The sequence below is a fragment of the Acidimicrobiales bacterium genome, from assembly GCA_035536915.1.
Lineage (GTDB): Bacteria > Actinomycetota > Acidimicrobiia > Acidimicrobiales > JAHWLA01 > JAHWLA01.
Window position 1 is genome coordinate 150935 of sequence record DATLNE010000047.1, and the last position, 13086, is coordinate 164020.

Below are 13086 nucleotides of genomic sequence, written 5' to 3' on the forward strand. Positions count from 1 at the left end.
CGGAGCGGGTCGGCGCGGTACGATGCAACTCCCTTCCCTTTGGAGGTGATGTGGCAGCGCTCACCCAGGACGCCATCCGCTCACTGGCCGGTTTCGAGGGGCGCGACGCCCCTGTCGTCACCCTCTACTTGGATGTCGACGGCAGACGCTACGTCCGCCCGAAGGACTACGAGATACAACTCGAGTCCCTGTTACGGCAAGCGGGTGAGTTGACCAACGGGCATGCGCCGGCGGTGCACGACCTGCAGAAGATCGAGGCCTACGTGAAGTCGGGCATCGACCGGTCCCGCACCCGCGGCCTGGCTGTGTTCTCGTGCCAGGCCCACGATTTCTGGGAAGTCCTCGAACTTCCCGTGCCGGTGCGCAACCAGCTCGTCGTCAACGCCACCCCGCACGTCCGCCAGCTCGAGTCGGTGCTCGACGAGTACGAACGCTTCGGCGTGCTGCTGGCCGACAAGCAGCGGGCTCGCATGTTCGTCTTCGAACTGGGCCAACTGGTCGAACGGGCCGAGGTCTTCGACCAGCTGCCTCGCCACGAGGATGACAAAGGCGACTGGGACAAGGACCACGTGCGCGACCACAGCGCCGAGGCCGCCCACCACCACCTCAAGCACGCCGCCCAGGTCGCCTTCGAGGTGTACCAGCACAAGGCGTTCGACCACCTCATCATCGGTGCCCCCGAGGAGATCGCCAACGAGCTCGAACGCGACCTGCACTCCTACCTGCGCGACCGCATCCGGGCCCGGCTGACCATCCCCGTCACCGCGTCCGACGCCCAGGTGCGCGAGGCCGCCCTCCAGGTGGAGGGCGACATCGAGCGGGCCAAGGAAGCGGCGTTGGTGCAACGCCTGCGCGACGCGGTGGGCGCCCAGCGTGGCGGCGTGGCGGGCTTGGCCGACACCCTCACAGCGCTGGTGGAGCGGCGCGTCGACACCTTGGTCGTCTCCGACGGATTCGAAGCGCCGGGCTGGCGCTGCCACTCGTGCAAGCACATCTGCCTGCGCGGTCGCATGTGCCCGGTGTGCGACAAGGAGATGACGCAGGTCGACGACGTCGTCGAAGAAGCAGTCGAAGACGCGCTGGCGCAGTCGTGCCGGGTAGCGGTGTGCGTGGGCAACGCCGACCTCGACGTGATGGGGCGCATCGGAGCGTTGCTGCGCTTCTAGTCTCTGGTCCTTGCCGGCAACCATCGGAATAGACCTCGGCGGCACCAAGTGCCTGGGCGTCGTGCTCGACGACGCGGGCCGGGTGCAGGCCGAGTACCGCATGCCGACGCCACCCGGCGAGGACCAGATCCTCGACACCATCGTCGCCGTGGCCGAAGCACTGGGCGGTGCTGAGCAAGTCGGCGTGGGCGTGCCCGGCCTGGTCGACCGCGCCGGGGTCCTGCAGTTCGCCCCCAACCTGGTGGGGGCCGACGGCCTGGCCGTGAAAGCGGAACTGGAGGCGCGGCTGCCGGGCACGCAGGCGCGCATCGACAACGACGCCACGTGCGCCACGTGGGCGGAGAAACAACTCGGCGCCGCTCGCGAGCTCGACTACGCCATCGTGCTCACCCTGGGCACGGGCATCGGCGGCGGCATCATCAGCGGCGGGCGGCTGGAGCGGGGCGCCAACGGCTTTGCGGGCGAGATGGGCCACATGGTCGTGGCTCCCGACGGCGAAGGCTGCGTGTGCGGGCAGCAGGGCTGCTGGGAGTTCTTCGCATCGGGACGGGCCATCGGCCGCTTCGGCCGCGAAGCCGCCGCCGCGGGCAAGGCTCGTCGAGTGTTGGAGCTGGCCGGCGGCAACGTCGACGCCATCCAAGGCGAGCACGTGAGCGCTGCCTGCCAAGAGGGCGACGACGACGCCACAGCCATCATCGCCCGGGTTGGTTGGTGGGTGGGCATCGGCCTGGTGAACCTGGCCATGGCTTTCGACCCCCAGGCCTTCGTCATCGGGGGCGGGCTGGTGGAAATCGGCGAGCCCTTGTTCGCACCCGTGCGGCAAACCCTGGCCGAGAGCCTGGCGGGGGCGCCGCGACGGCAGCCGCCGTTGGTGGTGCCCGCCGAGTTGGGGGAGCAGTCGGGCGCGGTGGGGGCGGCGCTCTTGGCCCGCGAAGCATGAAGGTCGGCATCACCCTCCCGCAGTTCCGCGACGACGCGGAGACGGCGATCGAGACCGCCAAGCTGGCGGAGGCGGCGGGGCTCGACGGCGTGTTCGTCTTCGACCACCTGTGGCCCATCGGGCGCCCGGACCGCCCGGCGCTGCACAGCATCGCCCTGCTCGGCGCGCTGGCGGTGGAGACCGAGCGAGTGGCCATCGGCACCCTCGTCGCACGGGTGGGCCTGCTCCCCGACGCCGTGCTCGTCAACGCGCTGGTCACCGTCGACCGCATGGCGGGTGGCCGGCTGATTGCCGGGCTCGGCGTAGGTGACCGGTTGAGCCGAGCCGAGAACGAGGCGTTTGCCGTGCCGTTCGCACCCGTGCCCGAACGCATGGCCTCGTTGGTCGAGTGCTGTCGCCAACTGCGCGCGACCGGGGTGACGACCTGGGTGGGCGGCCTGTCCGAGCGCATCCGCCGTGTCGCCGCCGCTGAGGGGGTGGCACTCAACCTGTGGGGCGTCGACGCCGACGCCGTGGCCGCCGTCGCCCCCGCCGAAGTCACGTGGGCGGGCCAAGTCGGCCCCGACGTGGACCTACGCGCCCACCTGCGCGCCGTCGAGGACGCAGGCGCCACCTGGGCCGTCTGCGCCCCCGTCGGCCGCCCGTGGGCCGATGCCGTCAAATTTCTTGGTGAATTTGTCCGCTAGGACAAATTCATTGCGGGAATCCTGGCGAATTTTGACTTTCATGTTACCGTAACGACGCAGAGGCCCCTTTATAGGGGCCGAGAACCCGGGGGGACCAGGTTTGTCGAGGAGTCGTCGGCTCGCGCCCTTTTTGGCGCTCAGCCTCGCCGCAGCGAGTGTGTTGTTCTCCGGAACACCGGCCACTGCCGACAATTACGTCGGGGCAACCGGAATCAAACAGGACTGCGGCACCCGGTATTCGGAGGGGCTTAACAACACAGACCCGAATCCGCTGACGTGGGCCAACAACGCCTTGGAGCCCACGACTGCTTCCGCCGTCGACTGGGCGATGTACAACCGCTTCGGCCCGACGCGTCATGACGTCAGCAAGCTGTCATCGGTCACCACGAACACCGACGTGGTCGCTTTCGACCAGGACTACGCGAGCTACTGCTTCATCGCCTGGCACCCCGAGTCGAGCACCATCGGCCTTGCCACCTGCGTCAGCCTGGTCTCGAACGGCGCCTGTGAGAAGCACGAGGTTCGCTTCGACCTGTCGTGGATGAACGGCGTCGACCAGAACTGGAAGAACATCATCGCCTGTCACGAAGTCGGCCACGCCGTGGGGCTCGCCCACCGCGACAGCGAGAACGGCTGCATGGTGGCCGCGATGCCTCATGCCGGCGAGCTGACGCTCCACGACGTGACGCACATCAACGGCGGTTCGTGGATCAAGCCGGATTACGGAGATCGTTACCTCTTCAGCAACGAGTCCATGAAGTCGTACGACGCTTTGCATACGGCATGGATGCAGACCGACGGCAACTTCGTCATCTACGGCCCAGGCGGCCCCATTTGGGCCAGCGGCACGTCGTGGGCGGGACCGAGCACGTGGGCGATCATGCAAAGCGACGGCAACTTCGTCGTCTACGTGTCGGACGCATATGCGGGTGCAGTGCCGATCTGTTCGACCGGGACCTGGATGTACCCGGGCAGCCACATCCAAATGCAGACCGACGGAAATCTCGTGGTCTATTCCGAGCCGGGCCACATCGCCCGCTGGGCCAGCAAGTCAAGGGGGTGCGTGTGATGAGAAGAGCCTTACGTCTACTCCTGGCCGCGGTACTTCTGGTCGGTCCCGCCTGTGGTGGCGACGACAAGGAGCCGGCGGCGGTCAGCCCGGAGGACGGGCTGCACTTCGTCACAGAGTTCCTGTTGGGCATCGCTGAGGCCGGGGGGAAGGTGGCGCCGTGGTACCGCACGCTCGACGAGGTGACGCCCAACGTCGTGTACGTCTACCCCGACGGCAGGACAAAGCGGCTGAGCGACCTTGCCGTCGTCGGCCGCTTCGTCGGCCTGGAGGAAGGCGCGGGCTTCGTCGTGTCGGAGGACGCGCCTGACGGCACCCCCACGAGGTTCGACAACCCCAACGCCAAATGGCGTTCGGTGCACGGCGTGGTCGAAGTGGAGCGAAGCGTGGGGGGCGGCGAGGCCCCGAAGCAGTTGAAGGTCTCGTTGCCCCTCTACTCCCACGAGGACTTCGCCAAGTTCGATGCCGGGCTGCGGGCGCTGGGGCGGGTAGTGCTGCTCCTCGACGCCGACTCGGTGCTCGTCCGCTATGACCCGTCGCTCTACGTCGTGGCCGACAACCACGTGTTCATCGCCACGGTCGCCGACGACGAGACGTTGGCGCTGCCGATGTTCCCGCCCGAGAGGGCCACTGCGCTGCTCGCTCCGCCGGGCGTGCGCAAGCTCTCGGAGCTCGACAACCGGGCCAGGACGCCTCGCAAGGTCGTGCTGACACCAGGGCCGCATCCCGACATGCCGACGCGGGGGCCCGCCTAATCGGAGGGTAGGTGCCCGTGGCCGGCCGGTAGGCTGGCCCGCCATGGAGTTCCGCCGGATCAACGGGCTGCCGCCCTATGTCTTCACCATCATCAACGACCTGAAGATCGCGGCCCGGCGTACCGGCGATGACGTCATCGACCTCGGCTTCGGCAACCCCGACATCCCGTCGCCCGACGTGGCCGTCGACAAGCTGGCGGAATCGGCCAAGAACCCTCGCAACCACCGCTACTCGGCCAGCAAGGGCATCCCCAAGATCCGCCAGGCCATCGCCGACCTCTACCTCCGCAAGTTCGGCGTGGAGCTCGACGCCGACCGCGAGGTGGTCACCACCATCGGCGCCAAGGAGGGGCTCAGCCACCTCATGTGGGTGCTGGTCGGCCCGGGCGACTCGGCCTTCGTGCCCAGCCCGTCGTACCCCATCCACATCTACGCGCCGCTCTTCGCTGGCGCCGAGGTGCAGCAGATCCGGGTCGGCCCCGACCAGGACTTCTTCGAGAACCTGTGCGAGGCGTGGGAGACGCAGTGGCCCAAGCCCCGCGTCGTCATCCTGTCGTTCCCCCACAACCCCACCACGGCCTGCGTCGACCTGCCGTGGATGCAGCGCCTGGTCGACTGGGCTCGTGAGCACGAAGTCGTGCTCGTGCACGACTTCGCCTACTCCGACACCGCCTTCGACGGCTACCAGCCCCCGTCGATCCTCCAGGTGCCCGGCGCCAAGGAGACAAGCGTCGAGCTCTACACCCTTACCAAGTCGTTCTCCATGGCGGGCTGGCGGGTCGGCTTCCTGGTGGGCAACGCCGAGATCGTGCAGGCGTTGACCAAGCTCAAGAGCTACCTCGACTACGGCACCTTCCAGCCCATCCAGATCGCGGCGATCGTGGCCATGAACGAGGTGCCCGACTACCCCAAGGTCGTCAACGAGATCTACCAGTCGCGCCGCGACGCCCTGTGCGACGGGCTGTCGCGCATCGGCTGGCACATCGAAAAGCCCAAGGGGACCATGTTCGTCTGGGCCCCCATCCCCGAGCCCTACGCCGAGATGGGCTCGCTCGACTTCGCCAAGTTCCTCGTCTCCGAGGGCAAGGTCGCCACCTCGCCGGGCATGGGCTTCGGCCCCGGCGGTGACGGCTTCGTGCGCTTCGCCCTCATCGAGAACGAGCAGCGCATCCAACAGGCCGTGCGCACCATCCGGCGGGCCCTCACCAAGCTGTAGTGCTGCGCGCCGTCCTGGCGGCGCTGGTCCTCGCCTACGCGCCGGCCACCGAACTATGCCGCCTGCAGGACCCCGCCATCGACGAGTCGAGCGGCGTCGCCGCGAGCACGGTCCTGTGGACCCACAACGACAGCGGCGACGGCCCTCGGTTCTACGCCGTCGACGACGACACCGGCGCCACCCTCGGCACCTTCACCGTCGACAAGGCCCGTGCCGAGGACTGGGAGGACATGGCTCGCGGCCTTACCGCCGACGGCCGCTCCGCCTTGTTCTTCGCCGACATCGGCGACAACTTCGGGCGCCGTCCCGCTGTCGTCGTCTACGAGGTGGCCGAGCCCGCCGACCCGCGGGCGGGCGGGGTGGTCCCGCTCGTCGCCCGCCACGAGCTGCGCTACGACGACGGCTCGCACGACGCCGAGACCCTGCTGGTCGACCCCCGCACCCGCGCCCTCGTCGTGGTCACCAAGGACCGACAGGGCGTCAGCGGCGTGTACCGGGCCGAGGCCGGGGTGCTGCGGCGGGCGGGCGAGATCCGCTTCGACCGGCTGGTGCGGCGCGCGGGCACCTATGCAAAGGCAGCAACCGCAGGCGACGTCGCACCCGACGGCCGGCGGGTGGTGGTGCGCACGCCGTTCGAGGCCTTCGAGTGGGAGGTGGGCGACGACCTCGTCGCCGCCTTCGCCCGTACGCCGCAACGCATTGCGTTGCCCCGCACCGACCAAGGCGAAGCCATCGCCTACACCCGCGACGGCCGTTCTCTGGTGACGACGACGGAGGGGGCGGGATCGGTGGTGCACGTGGTGCGCGGCGACCGCGCCGTCGGGCCTGACTTGCTGGCGCCTCGGTCCGACGCCCAGACGCCCGCGACCGACGAGGACGAACCGCGCAGGCGACGGCCGCGGTGGCCGTTCGCCGTTGCCGCCATTGCTAGCGCTCTATTGCTAGTCCTTGGAGGCAAAAGGCGACGGCGGCGTCGGCGGTCTCGTTCGCAGGGTCGCCGCGCTTGAACAGGAACTGGGTGGCCAGTTCGTTGGTGACGCCGAGGATGGCGTGCGCCAGCACCAGCGGGTCGGTGTCGCGGATGACGCCCGCCACCACGCCTTCTTTCACATGGCGCACGACGTCGGCCACGGCGATGTCCTGGCCTCGGCGCAACACCGGCAGGAAGCGCTTCTCGGTGGCGGCGACACGCGACAACGTGGCGACGTGGCGGTTCTCGGCCAGCCAGTCGAACGAGGCCCGGATGCCCAGCTCGATGCGGCGCACGGGGTCGGGCTCGTCGCCGATGGCGGCCTGCTGACAGCGGCGCAGGGCGAGCTGGCCTTCGCGGAGGATCTCCTCGAACAACTCGTCCTTCGACGAGAAGTACCAGTAGAAGACGCCTTTGCCCACGCCCATGCCGGAGACGATCTCCGCCACCGAGGTCGGGTGGTAGCCGTTTTCGGCGAAGCGCCGGGCCGCGAAGTCCATGAGTTGGCGCCGCCGTTCTCGGCCTCGCGGCGTCAGCTTCCGGTTCACGGGCAGGCACGGTAGGACGGCTTGACCGACCGGTCAATTAACCGCCTCAGAGCCGAAACAGGCATCCCGACTAACCTGCCCTCCGTGGCTTATTGGGTGATGAAGGCGATCCTCACGCCCATCCTGCGGTTCCTGTACCGCGTGCGAGCGGAGGGGCTGGAGCACGTCCCCACCACAGGCCCGGCCATCCTGGCCAGCAACCACGTTTCTTTCTCCGACTCGATCTTCTTGCCCCTGATGCTGCGCCGGCGAATGACCTTCGTGGCCAAGGCCGAGTACTTCGAAGACCCCAAGACGGCGTGGTTCTTCCGGGCGGTCGGCCAGATCCCCATCATGCGAGAGGGCGGCTCCGCTTCGCAGCGGGCGCTGGAGTCGGCCACCGACGTCCTGCGCAAGGGCGGGCTGTTCGGCATCTACCCCGAGGGCACCCGGTCGCCCGACGGCCGCCTCTACAAGGGCCACACCGGCATCGCCCGACTGGCCCTGCAGAACCGGGTGCCGGTCGTCGCCGTGGCCATGGTGGGCACCCGCGAGGCGCAGCCCATCGGCCAAGTGGTGCCCCGGTTCTTCATGCCGATCACGGTGCGGTTCTCGAAGCCGCTGACATTCGAGCGCTATTACGACCGCGCCGACGACCCTCGCGTGCTGCGCGAGATCACCGACTCGATCATGTTCGAACTGCGTGAGCTGTCGGGGCAGGAGTACGTGAACGCCTACGCCAAGCGCAAGGACGTGAGCGAGGGCGGCGGCGCCGATGCCGCTCGCATCGTGCCCGCCGTCGCGGTCAACGGCTCGTCCGTCCCGACCGTGGTCGCCGCCGCCGGATGACCACCTATCTGCTGCGGGTGTGGGTGCCCGACCGGCCCGGCGCGCTCGGTGCCGTCGCCAGTCGCATCGGCGCCGTGCGGGGCGACCTCATCGGCATCGACATCCTCGAGCGGGGGGCGGGCCGCGCCATCGACGAGTTGGTGGTGCAACTGCCCGACGACAACGGCGACTTGGTGCCGCTGCTCATCGCCGAGGTGTCGCAGGTCGACGGCGTCGACGTGGAGGACGTGCGCCCGGTGAGCGACGTGGTCGACCACCGGCTCGACGCCCTGGAGACGGCCGCCCTGTTGGTGGAGCAGTCGACGACCGAGACGTTGTTGTCGACGCTGGCCGAGCACGCCGCCATCGACTTCGAGGCCGAGTGGGCCGCGGTGGCGGGGGAAGGCGGCGTGGGCGCGGTGGTGGGGGAGGCGCCGTCGGCCGAGTGGATCGCCGCCTTCGTAGAGGGCAGCCGCTCGTCGCAGTCGGTGGCCTCGTTCGACACCGGCCCCGACGACACCGCCTGGGCGCCGTTGCCCGGCAGCGGGTTGGGGCTGGTCATCGGCCGCCGGGGCCGCCCGTTCCGGGCCCGGGAACGCCGGCAGTTGGGGGCGTTGGCCCGCATCGCCGACCACCGCTTGATGCACCTGCGCTGACCCCCGCCGTTCTGGTCCGGGAATCCCGCGCCGGGGCGCGGGATTCCCGGACCAGAACGGTTCAGTCGGCCCAGTCCCTCGACCGCTCCACGGCTCGGCGCCAGCCCGCGTGCTTGCCGTCGGCGCCGCCCTTCGACGCACGGGGCTCGAAGCGCACGTCGAGTGCCCATTGCCCGGCCAGCTCGTCGGTCGAGCCCCACACCCCTTCGGCCAGCCCGGCTAGGTACGCAGCCCCCAGCGCCGTGGTCTCCTGCACCTTGGGGCGGGCGACCGGCACCTGCAACTGGTCGGCCTGGATCTGCAGCATCAAGTCGTTGGCCGCGGCGCCGCCGTCGGCCCGCAGCTCGGCCACCTTCCGGCCCGCCGCTGCGCACATGGCCTCGACCACGTCGCGGGTCTGGAACGCCATGGCTTCGAGCACGGCCCGCGCCAGGTGCGCCCGCCCCGTGCCCCGCGTCAGCCCCACCACGGTGCCCCGGGCGTAGGGGTCCCACCACGGGCTGCCGAGGCCGGTGAAGGCGGGCACCAGGTAGACGCCTTCGGTGTCGTCGACGGTGCGGGCCAAGGCCTCGATCTCGTCGGCTGAGTCGATCATGCCGAGCCCGTCGCGCAGCCACTGCACAGCGGCGCCGGTGACGAAGATGGCGCCCTCCAGCGCGTAGGCGGTCTCGCCCGACGCCAACGTCCACGCCACCGAGGTGAGCAGTCCCTCCACGGGCGGGGGGCACTCGGGGCCGACGTTCATGAGCACGAACGAACCGGTCCCGTAGGTGTTCTTGGTCATGCCCGGCGTGAAGCAGGCCTGGCCGAACAGCGCCGCCTGCTGGTCACCCGCGATGCCGCTGACGGGGATGCCGTCGGCCGTGGTGCCGAACCGCCCGCTGGTGGGCAGCACCTCGGGCAGGCACGACAGAGGCACGCCGAACAGGTCGCACAGCTCGGGCGACCATTGCTGCTTGCGGATGTCGTAGAGCAGGGTGCGGCTGGCATTGGAGGGATCGGTGGCGTGCACGGCGCCGCCGGTGAGGTTCCAGAGCACCCACGAGTCGACGGTGCCGAAGGCGAGGTCGGGACCGGCTTCCACGCCCCCTTCGGTCAGCAGCCACTCCAGCTTGGTGGCTGAGAAGTAGGGGTCGACCACGAGGCCGGTGGCCTCCCGCACCAGGGGCAGGGCGTGCGCCAGTTCGGCGCAGCGGTCGGCGGTGCGCCGGTCCTGCCACACCAGGGCCCGGTGCAGGGGGCGGCCGGTGCGGCGGTCCCAGACCACCGCGGTCTCCCGCTGGTTGGTGATGCCGATGGCGGCAATGGGCTGGTCGAGCCGCGCCCGCAGTTCCGCCAGCGTCGCTTCGACCGCGGCCCAGATGTCGTCGGCGTCGTGCTCCACCCAACCGGGCCGGGGGAAGTGCTGCGGGAACTCCCGGTACGCCCAGCCCACCGGCGTGCCCGCCTCGTCGACGGCGAAGGCCCGCACCCCGGTCGTGCCTGCGTCGATGGCGACGACGACGCTCACGGCAGGCTCGTCCTGGTGACCAGGAAGGCGGCACCGCCGGCGGCCAGGAGAAGGAGTGCGGCCAGCGCGGCGGCGCCGTCGACATCGGTGTCGTCGCTGTCGGACGGGGACGGAGCGCCTGACGCCGTGCCAGCGACGCCCGAAGTCGTGGTGGTGGCCTCACCAGGGTCGTCGGGCAGGGTGGTGGACGTCGACGACGTGGTGGTCGTGGACGTGTCGTCCGGTCCGGTGCGGGCTGACCCGGCGGGCGGCTCCGTCGTGGTGGTGGACCGGTTGGTGGAAGCTGTGGTCCCTCGCACGAGCACCGTGCCCTTCATCCCCTCGTTCTCGTGGAATGTGCAGACGTAGCGGTACGTGCCCGCCTGCGGGAAGGACTGCGACGCCTGCCGTGTTGGCAATAGCACGTGGTCTGTGCCGCTTCCGAAGGTGACCGAGTGCCGCTCCAAGCTGTTGTTGGTCCAGCGCACGGTGTCTCCCACCGCGATGGGGATCTGCGCCGGTTCGTAGGCTCGGCCCGCGATGTTCACGTCGTGCGTGGCGACGACAGCGGCAGCCGCCACCGGCCAGGCCAGGACCACAAGCGCTAGGAGGACTCGACGCACCGCCCCATTCTTCTCGTGATCGCGATCACATGCTGCGAACCTTCGCGAACGCCCTCTGACCAGGGGTGACGCGCGGCCACCACCGTTGACATCCTCGTAATTACAGTGCTGTAATAGACACCGCATGTGGTAGCCGGTCCGTCGGCGTCCACTACATCTTGTGGTCAGCCCTACAGTCGGTAGGGACCCAGGGAGGGAACTCGTCGAATGGCAATTGCTCCGGAGCGCATGGGAATCGGCATCCGCCGCCACTTCACGACAGAAGGGGTGCACCCCTACGAGACGGTGACGTGGGAGCGGCGAGACGCTCGCATCACCAACTACCGCGACGGGGTCGTGGCCTTCGAGCAGCTGGGCGTGGAGGTCCCGTCGACCTGGAGCGTCAACGCCACCAACATCCTGGCCCAGAAGTACTTCCGGGGCACCCTCGGCACCCTCGAGCGGGAGACATCGCTCAAGCAGGTGGCCGACCGGGTGGCCGACACCATCACCGCCTGGGGCTTGAAGGACGGCTACTTCCTCGACCGCCACGAGGCCGACATCTTCAACGCCGAGCTCAAGTACCTGATCGTGCACCAGAAGGCGGCGTTCAACTCGCCGGTGTGGTTCAACATCGGCGTGGCGGGCGTGCCCCAGCAGGCCTCGGCCTGCTTCATCCTCGCCGTCGAGGACAAGATGGACGCCATCCTCGACTGGTACAAGGAAGAGGGCACCATCTTCAAGGGCGGGTCGGGCTCCGGCATCAACCTGTCGAAGATCCGCTCGTCGTACGAGCCGCTGCAGGGCGGTGGCACGGCGTCGGGGCCGGTCAGCTTCATGCGGGGCGCCGACGCGTCGGCAGGCACCATCAAGTCGGGCGGCAAGACCCGGCGCGCCGCCAAGATGGTCATCCTCAACGTCGACCACCCCGACATCGAGGACTTCATCTGGTGCAAGGCCATCGAGGAGCGCAAGGCCCGCGCCCTGCGCGACGCCGGCTTCGACATGGACCTCGACGGCAAGGACAGCCACTCGATCCAGTACCAGAACGCCAACAACAGCGTCCGGGTCACCGACGAGTTCATGCAGGCCGTGCTCGACGGCAGCGACTGGGAGCTCAAGGCCGTGACCACCGGCGAGACCGTCCGCACGATCAAGGCCCGTGAGCTCTTCCGTCAGATGATGAAGGCGTCGTGGGAGTGCGCCGACCCCGGCATGCAGTTCGACACGACGATCAACAAGTGGCACACGGCGCATGCGACGGGCCGCATCAACGGCTCGAACCCGTGCAGCGAGTACATGCACCTCGACAACTCCGCGTGCAACCTGGCCAGCCTCAACCTGTTGACGTTCCTCGAGGAGGACGGCACCTTCGACGTCACCGGCTTCACCGCCGCCACCGAGGTCGTCTTCACGGCCCAGGAGATCCTCGTCGGCAACAGCGACTACCCGACCGCATCCATCGGCGAGACGGCCCGCCGTTTCCGTCAACTCGGCATCGGTTACGCCAACCTCGGCGCCCTGCTGATGGCCCAGGGCATGGCCTACGACAGCGAAGACGGACGGGCGTGGGCGGCAGGCATCACCGCGCTGCTCACGGGCACGTCGTACGCGGTGTCCGCCCGGACGGCGGCCCGCATGGGGCCGTTCGCCGGGTACTCGAAGAACAAGGAGCACATGCTGCGGGTGCTGCGCATGCACCGCGACGAGGTGGCACGCATCGACGAGGAGCGGGTGCAGACGTCGCTGCTCGACGCCGCGCAAGAGGCGTGGGACGACGCCGTGGAGACGGGCGAGCGCTACGGCGTGCGCAACTCCCAGGCGTCCGTGTTGGCGCCGACCGGAACCATCGGCCTGCTCATGGACTGCGACACCACCGGCATCGAGCCCGACCTCGGACTGGTCAAGATGAAGAAGCTCGTCGGCGGCGGCACGATGTCGATCGTCAACCAGACGATCCCCCGTGCGCTACGCCGCCTCGGCTACTCACCGGCACAGATCGAGTCGATCCTCGCCTACATCGAGACCAACAAGTCCCTGCTCGGTTCACCGGACCTGGCGCCCGAGCACCTGTCGATCTTCGCCTGCTCGATGGGCGACAACACCATCCACTACATGGGCCACGTGCGCATGATGGCGGCGGTCCAGCCCTTTATCTCGGGTGCCATCTCCAAGACCGTGA

The 13086-nt window shown here is 69.0% G+C and carries 13 protein-coding genes; 10 read left to right on the top strand and 3 right to left on the bottom strand.

What is annotated here, in order from left to right:
• The first annotated feature begins 50 nt into the window (after positions 1–50).
• The 7 genes from VM938_15065 (at position 51) to VM938_15095 (ending at position 6839) form a co-directional block, all read left to right on the top strand.
• Complete coding sequence (locus VM938_15065; protein ID HVF76354.1) at positions 51–1166, top strand: hypothetical protein; 1116 nt, start codon at positions 51–53, stop codon at positions 1164–1166.
• Between the two features lie 10 nt (positions 1167–1176).
• Positions 1177–2106, top strand: coding sequence for an ROK family protein (locus tag VM938_15070; protein HVF76355.1), 930 nt, complete (start codon positions 1177–1179; stop codon positions 2104–2106).
• Positions 2103–2792 carry an LLM class flavin-dependent oxidoreductase gene (locus VM938_15075; GenBank protein ID HVF76356.1) on the top strand — a complete coding sequence of 230 codons (690 nt, stop codon included), beginning with the start codon at positions 2103–2105 and terminating at the stop codon, positions 2790–2792. The genes VM938_15070 and VM938_15075 overlap by 4 nt, the downstream gene beginning before the upstream one ends.
• 130 nt (positions 2793–2922) lie before the next feature.
• Complete coding sequence (locus VM938_15080; protein HVF76357.1) at positions 2923–3861, top strand: hypothetical protein; 939 nt, start codon at positions 2923–2925, stop codon at positions 3859–3861.
• Complete coding sequence (locus VM938_15085; GenBank protein HVF76358.1) at positions 3861–4616, top strand: hypothetical protein; 756 nt, start codon at positions 3861–3863, stop codon at positions 4614–4616. Before VM938_15080 ends, VM938_15085 begins: the two co-directional genes overlap by 1 nt.
• 43 nt (positions 4617–4659) lie before the next feature.
• The gene (locus VM938_15090; GenBank protein HVF76359.1) at positions 4660–5832 is read left to right on the top strand and encodes an aminotransferase class I/II-fold pyridoxal phosphate-dependent enzyme; all 1173 of its coding nucleotides are present in this window, start codon (positions 4660–4662) and stop codon (positions 5830–5832) included.
• Complete coding sequence (locus VM938_15095) at positions 5832–6839, top strand: hypothetical protein (GenBank protein ID HVF76360.1); 1008 nt, start codon at positions 5832–5834, stop codon at positions 6837–6839. Before VM938_15090 ends, VM938_15095 begins: the two co-directional genes overlap by 1 nt.
• Here the strand turns inward: VM938_15095 and VM938_15100 are convergent.
• On the bottom strand, positions 6760–7350 hold the full coding sequence (locus VM938_15100) for a TetR/AcrR family transcriptional regulator (protein ID HVF76361.1): 591 nt from the start codon (positions 7348–7350) through the stop codon (positions 6760–6762). The genes VM938_15095 and VM938_15100 overlap by 80 nt on opposite strands.
• An 84-nt stretch (positions 7351–7434) precedes the next feature.
• Here VM938_15100 and VM938_15105 point away from each other — a divergent pair, with 84 nt between their 5' ends.
• Positions 7435–8178, top strand: a complete 744-nt coding sequence (locus VM938_15105) for a lysophospholipid acyltransferase family protein (GenBank protein HVF76362.1) — start codon at positions 7435–7437, stop codon at positions 8176–8178.
• On the top strand, positions 8175–8813 hold the full coding sequence (locus VM938_15110; GenBank protein HVF76363.1) for a hypothetical protein: 639 nt from the start codon (positions 8175–8177) through the stop codon (positions 8811–8813). Before VM938_15105 ends, VM938_15110 begins: the two co-directional genes overlap by 4 nt.
• Before the next feature lie 61 nt (positions 8814–8874).
• Here the strand turns inward: VM938_15110 and glpK are convergent, their stop codons facing one another.
• Both glpK and VM938_15120 read right to left on the bottom strand, forming a co-directional pair.
• The gene (glpK, locus tag VM938_15115) at positions 8875–10323 is read right to left on the bottom strand and encodes a glycerol kinase GlpK (protein HVF76364.1); all 1449 of its coding nucleotides are present in this window, start codon (positions 10321–10323) and stop codon (positions 8875–8877) included.
• Positions 10320–10901, bottom strand: a complete 582-nt coding sequence (locus tag VM938_15120) for a plastocyanin/azurin family copper-binding protein (protein ID HVF76365.1) — start codon at positions 10899–10901, stop codon at positions 10320–10322. Before VM938_15120 ends, glpK begins: the two co-directional genes overlap by 4 nt.
• Positions 10902–11132: 231 nt before the next feature.
• On the opposite strand from VM938_15120, the gene VM938_15125 reads away from it, so the two are divergent.
• A partial coding sequence (locus tag VM938_15125) for a vitamin B12-dependent ribonucleotide reductase (protein ID HVF76366.1) occupies positions 11133–13086 on the top strand: 1954 nt, incomplete at its 3' end.

What these genes read in the sequence shown, in the direction of transcription:
- VM938_15085 (HVF76358.1), top strand. Translation starts at nt 3,861, where the DNA reads ATGAGAAGAGCCTTACGTCTACTCCTGGCCGCGGTACTTCTGGTCGGT.
- VM938_15090 (HVF76359.1), top strand. Translation starts at nt 4,660, where the DNA reads ATGGAGTTCCGCCGGATCAACGGGCTGCCGCCCTATGTCTTCACCATC.
- VM938_15110 (HVF76363.1), top strand. Translation starts at nt 8,175, where the DNA reads ATGACCACCTATCTGCTGCGGGTGTGGGTGCCCGACCGGCCCGGCGCG.
- VM938_15075 (HVF76356.1), top strand. Translation starts at nt 2,103, where the DNA reads ATGAAGGTCGGCATCACCCTCCCGCAGTTCCGCGACGACGCGGAGACG.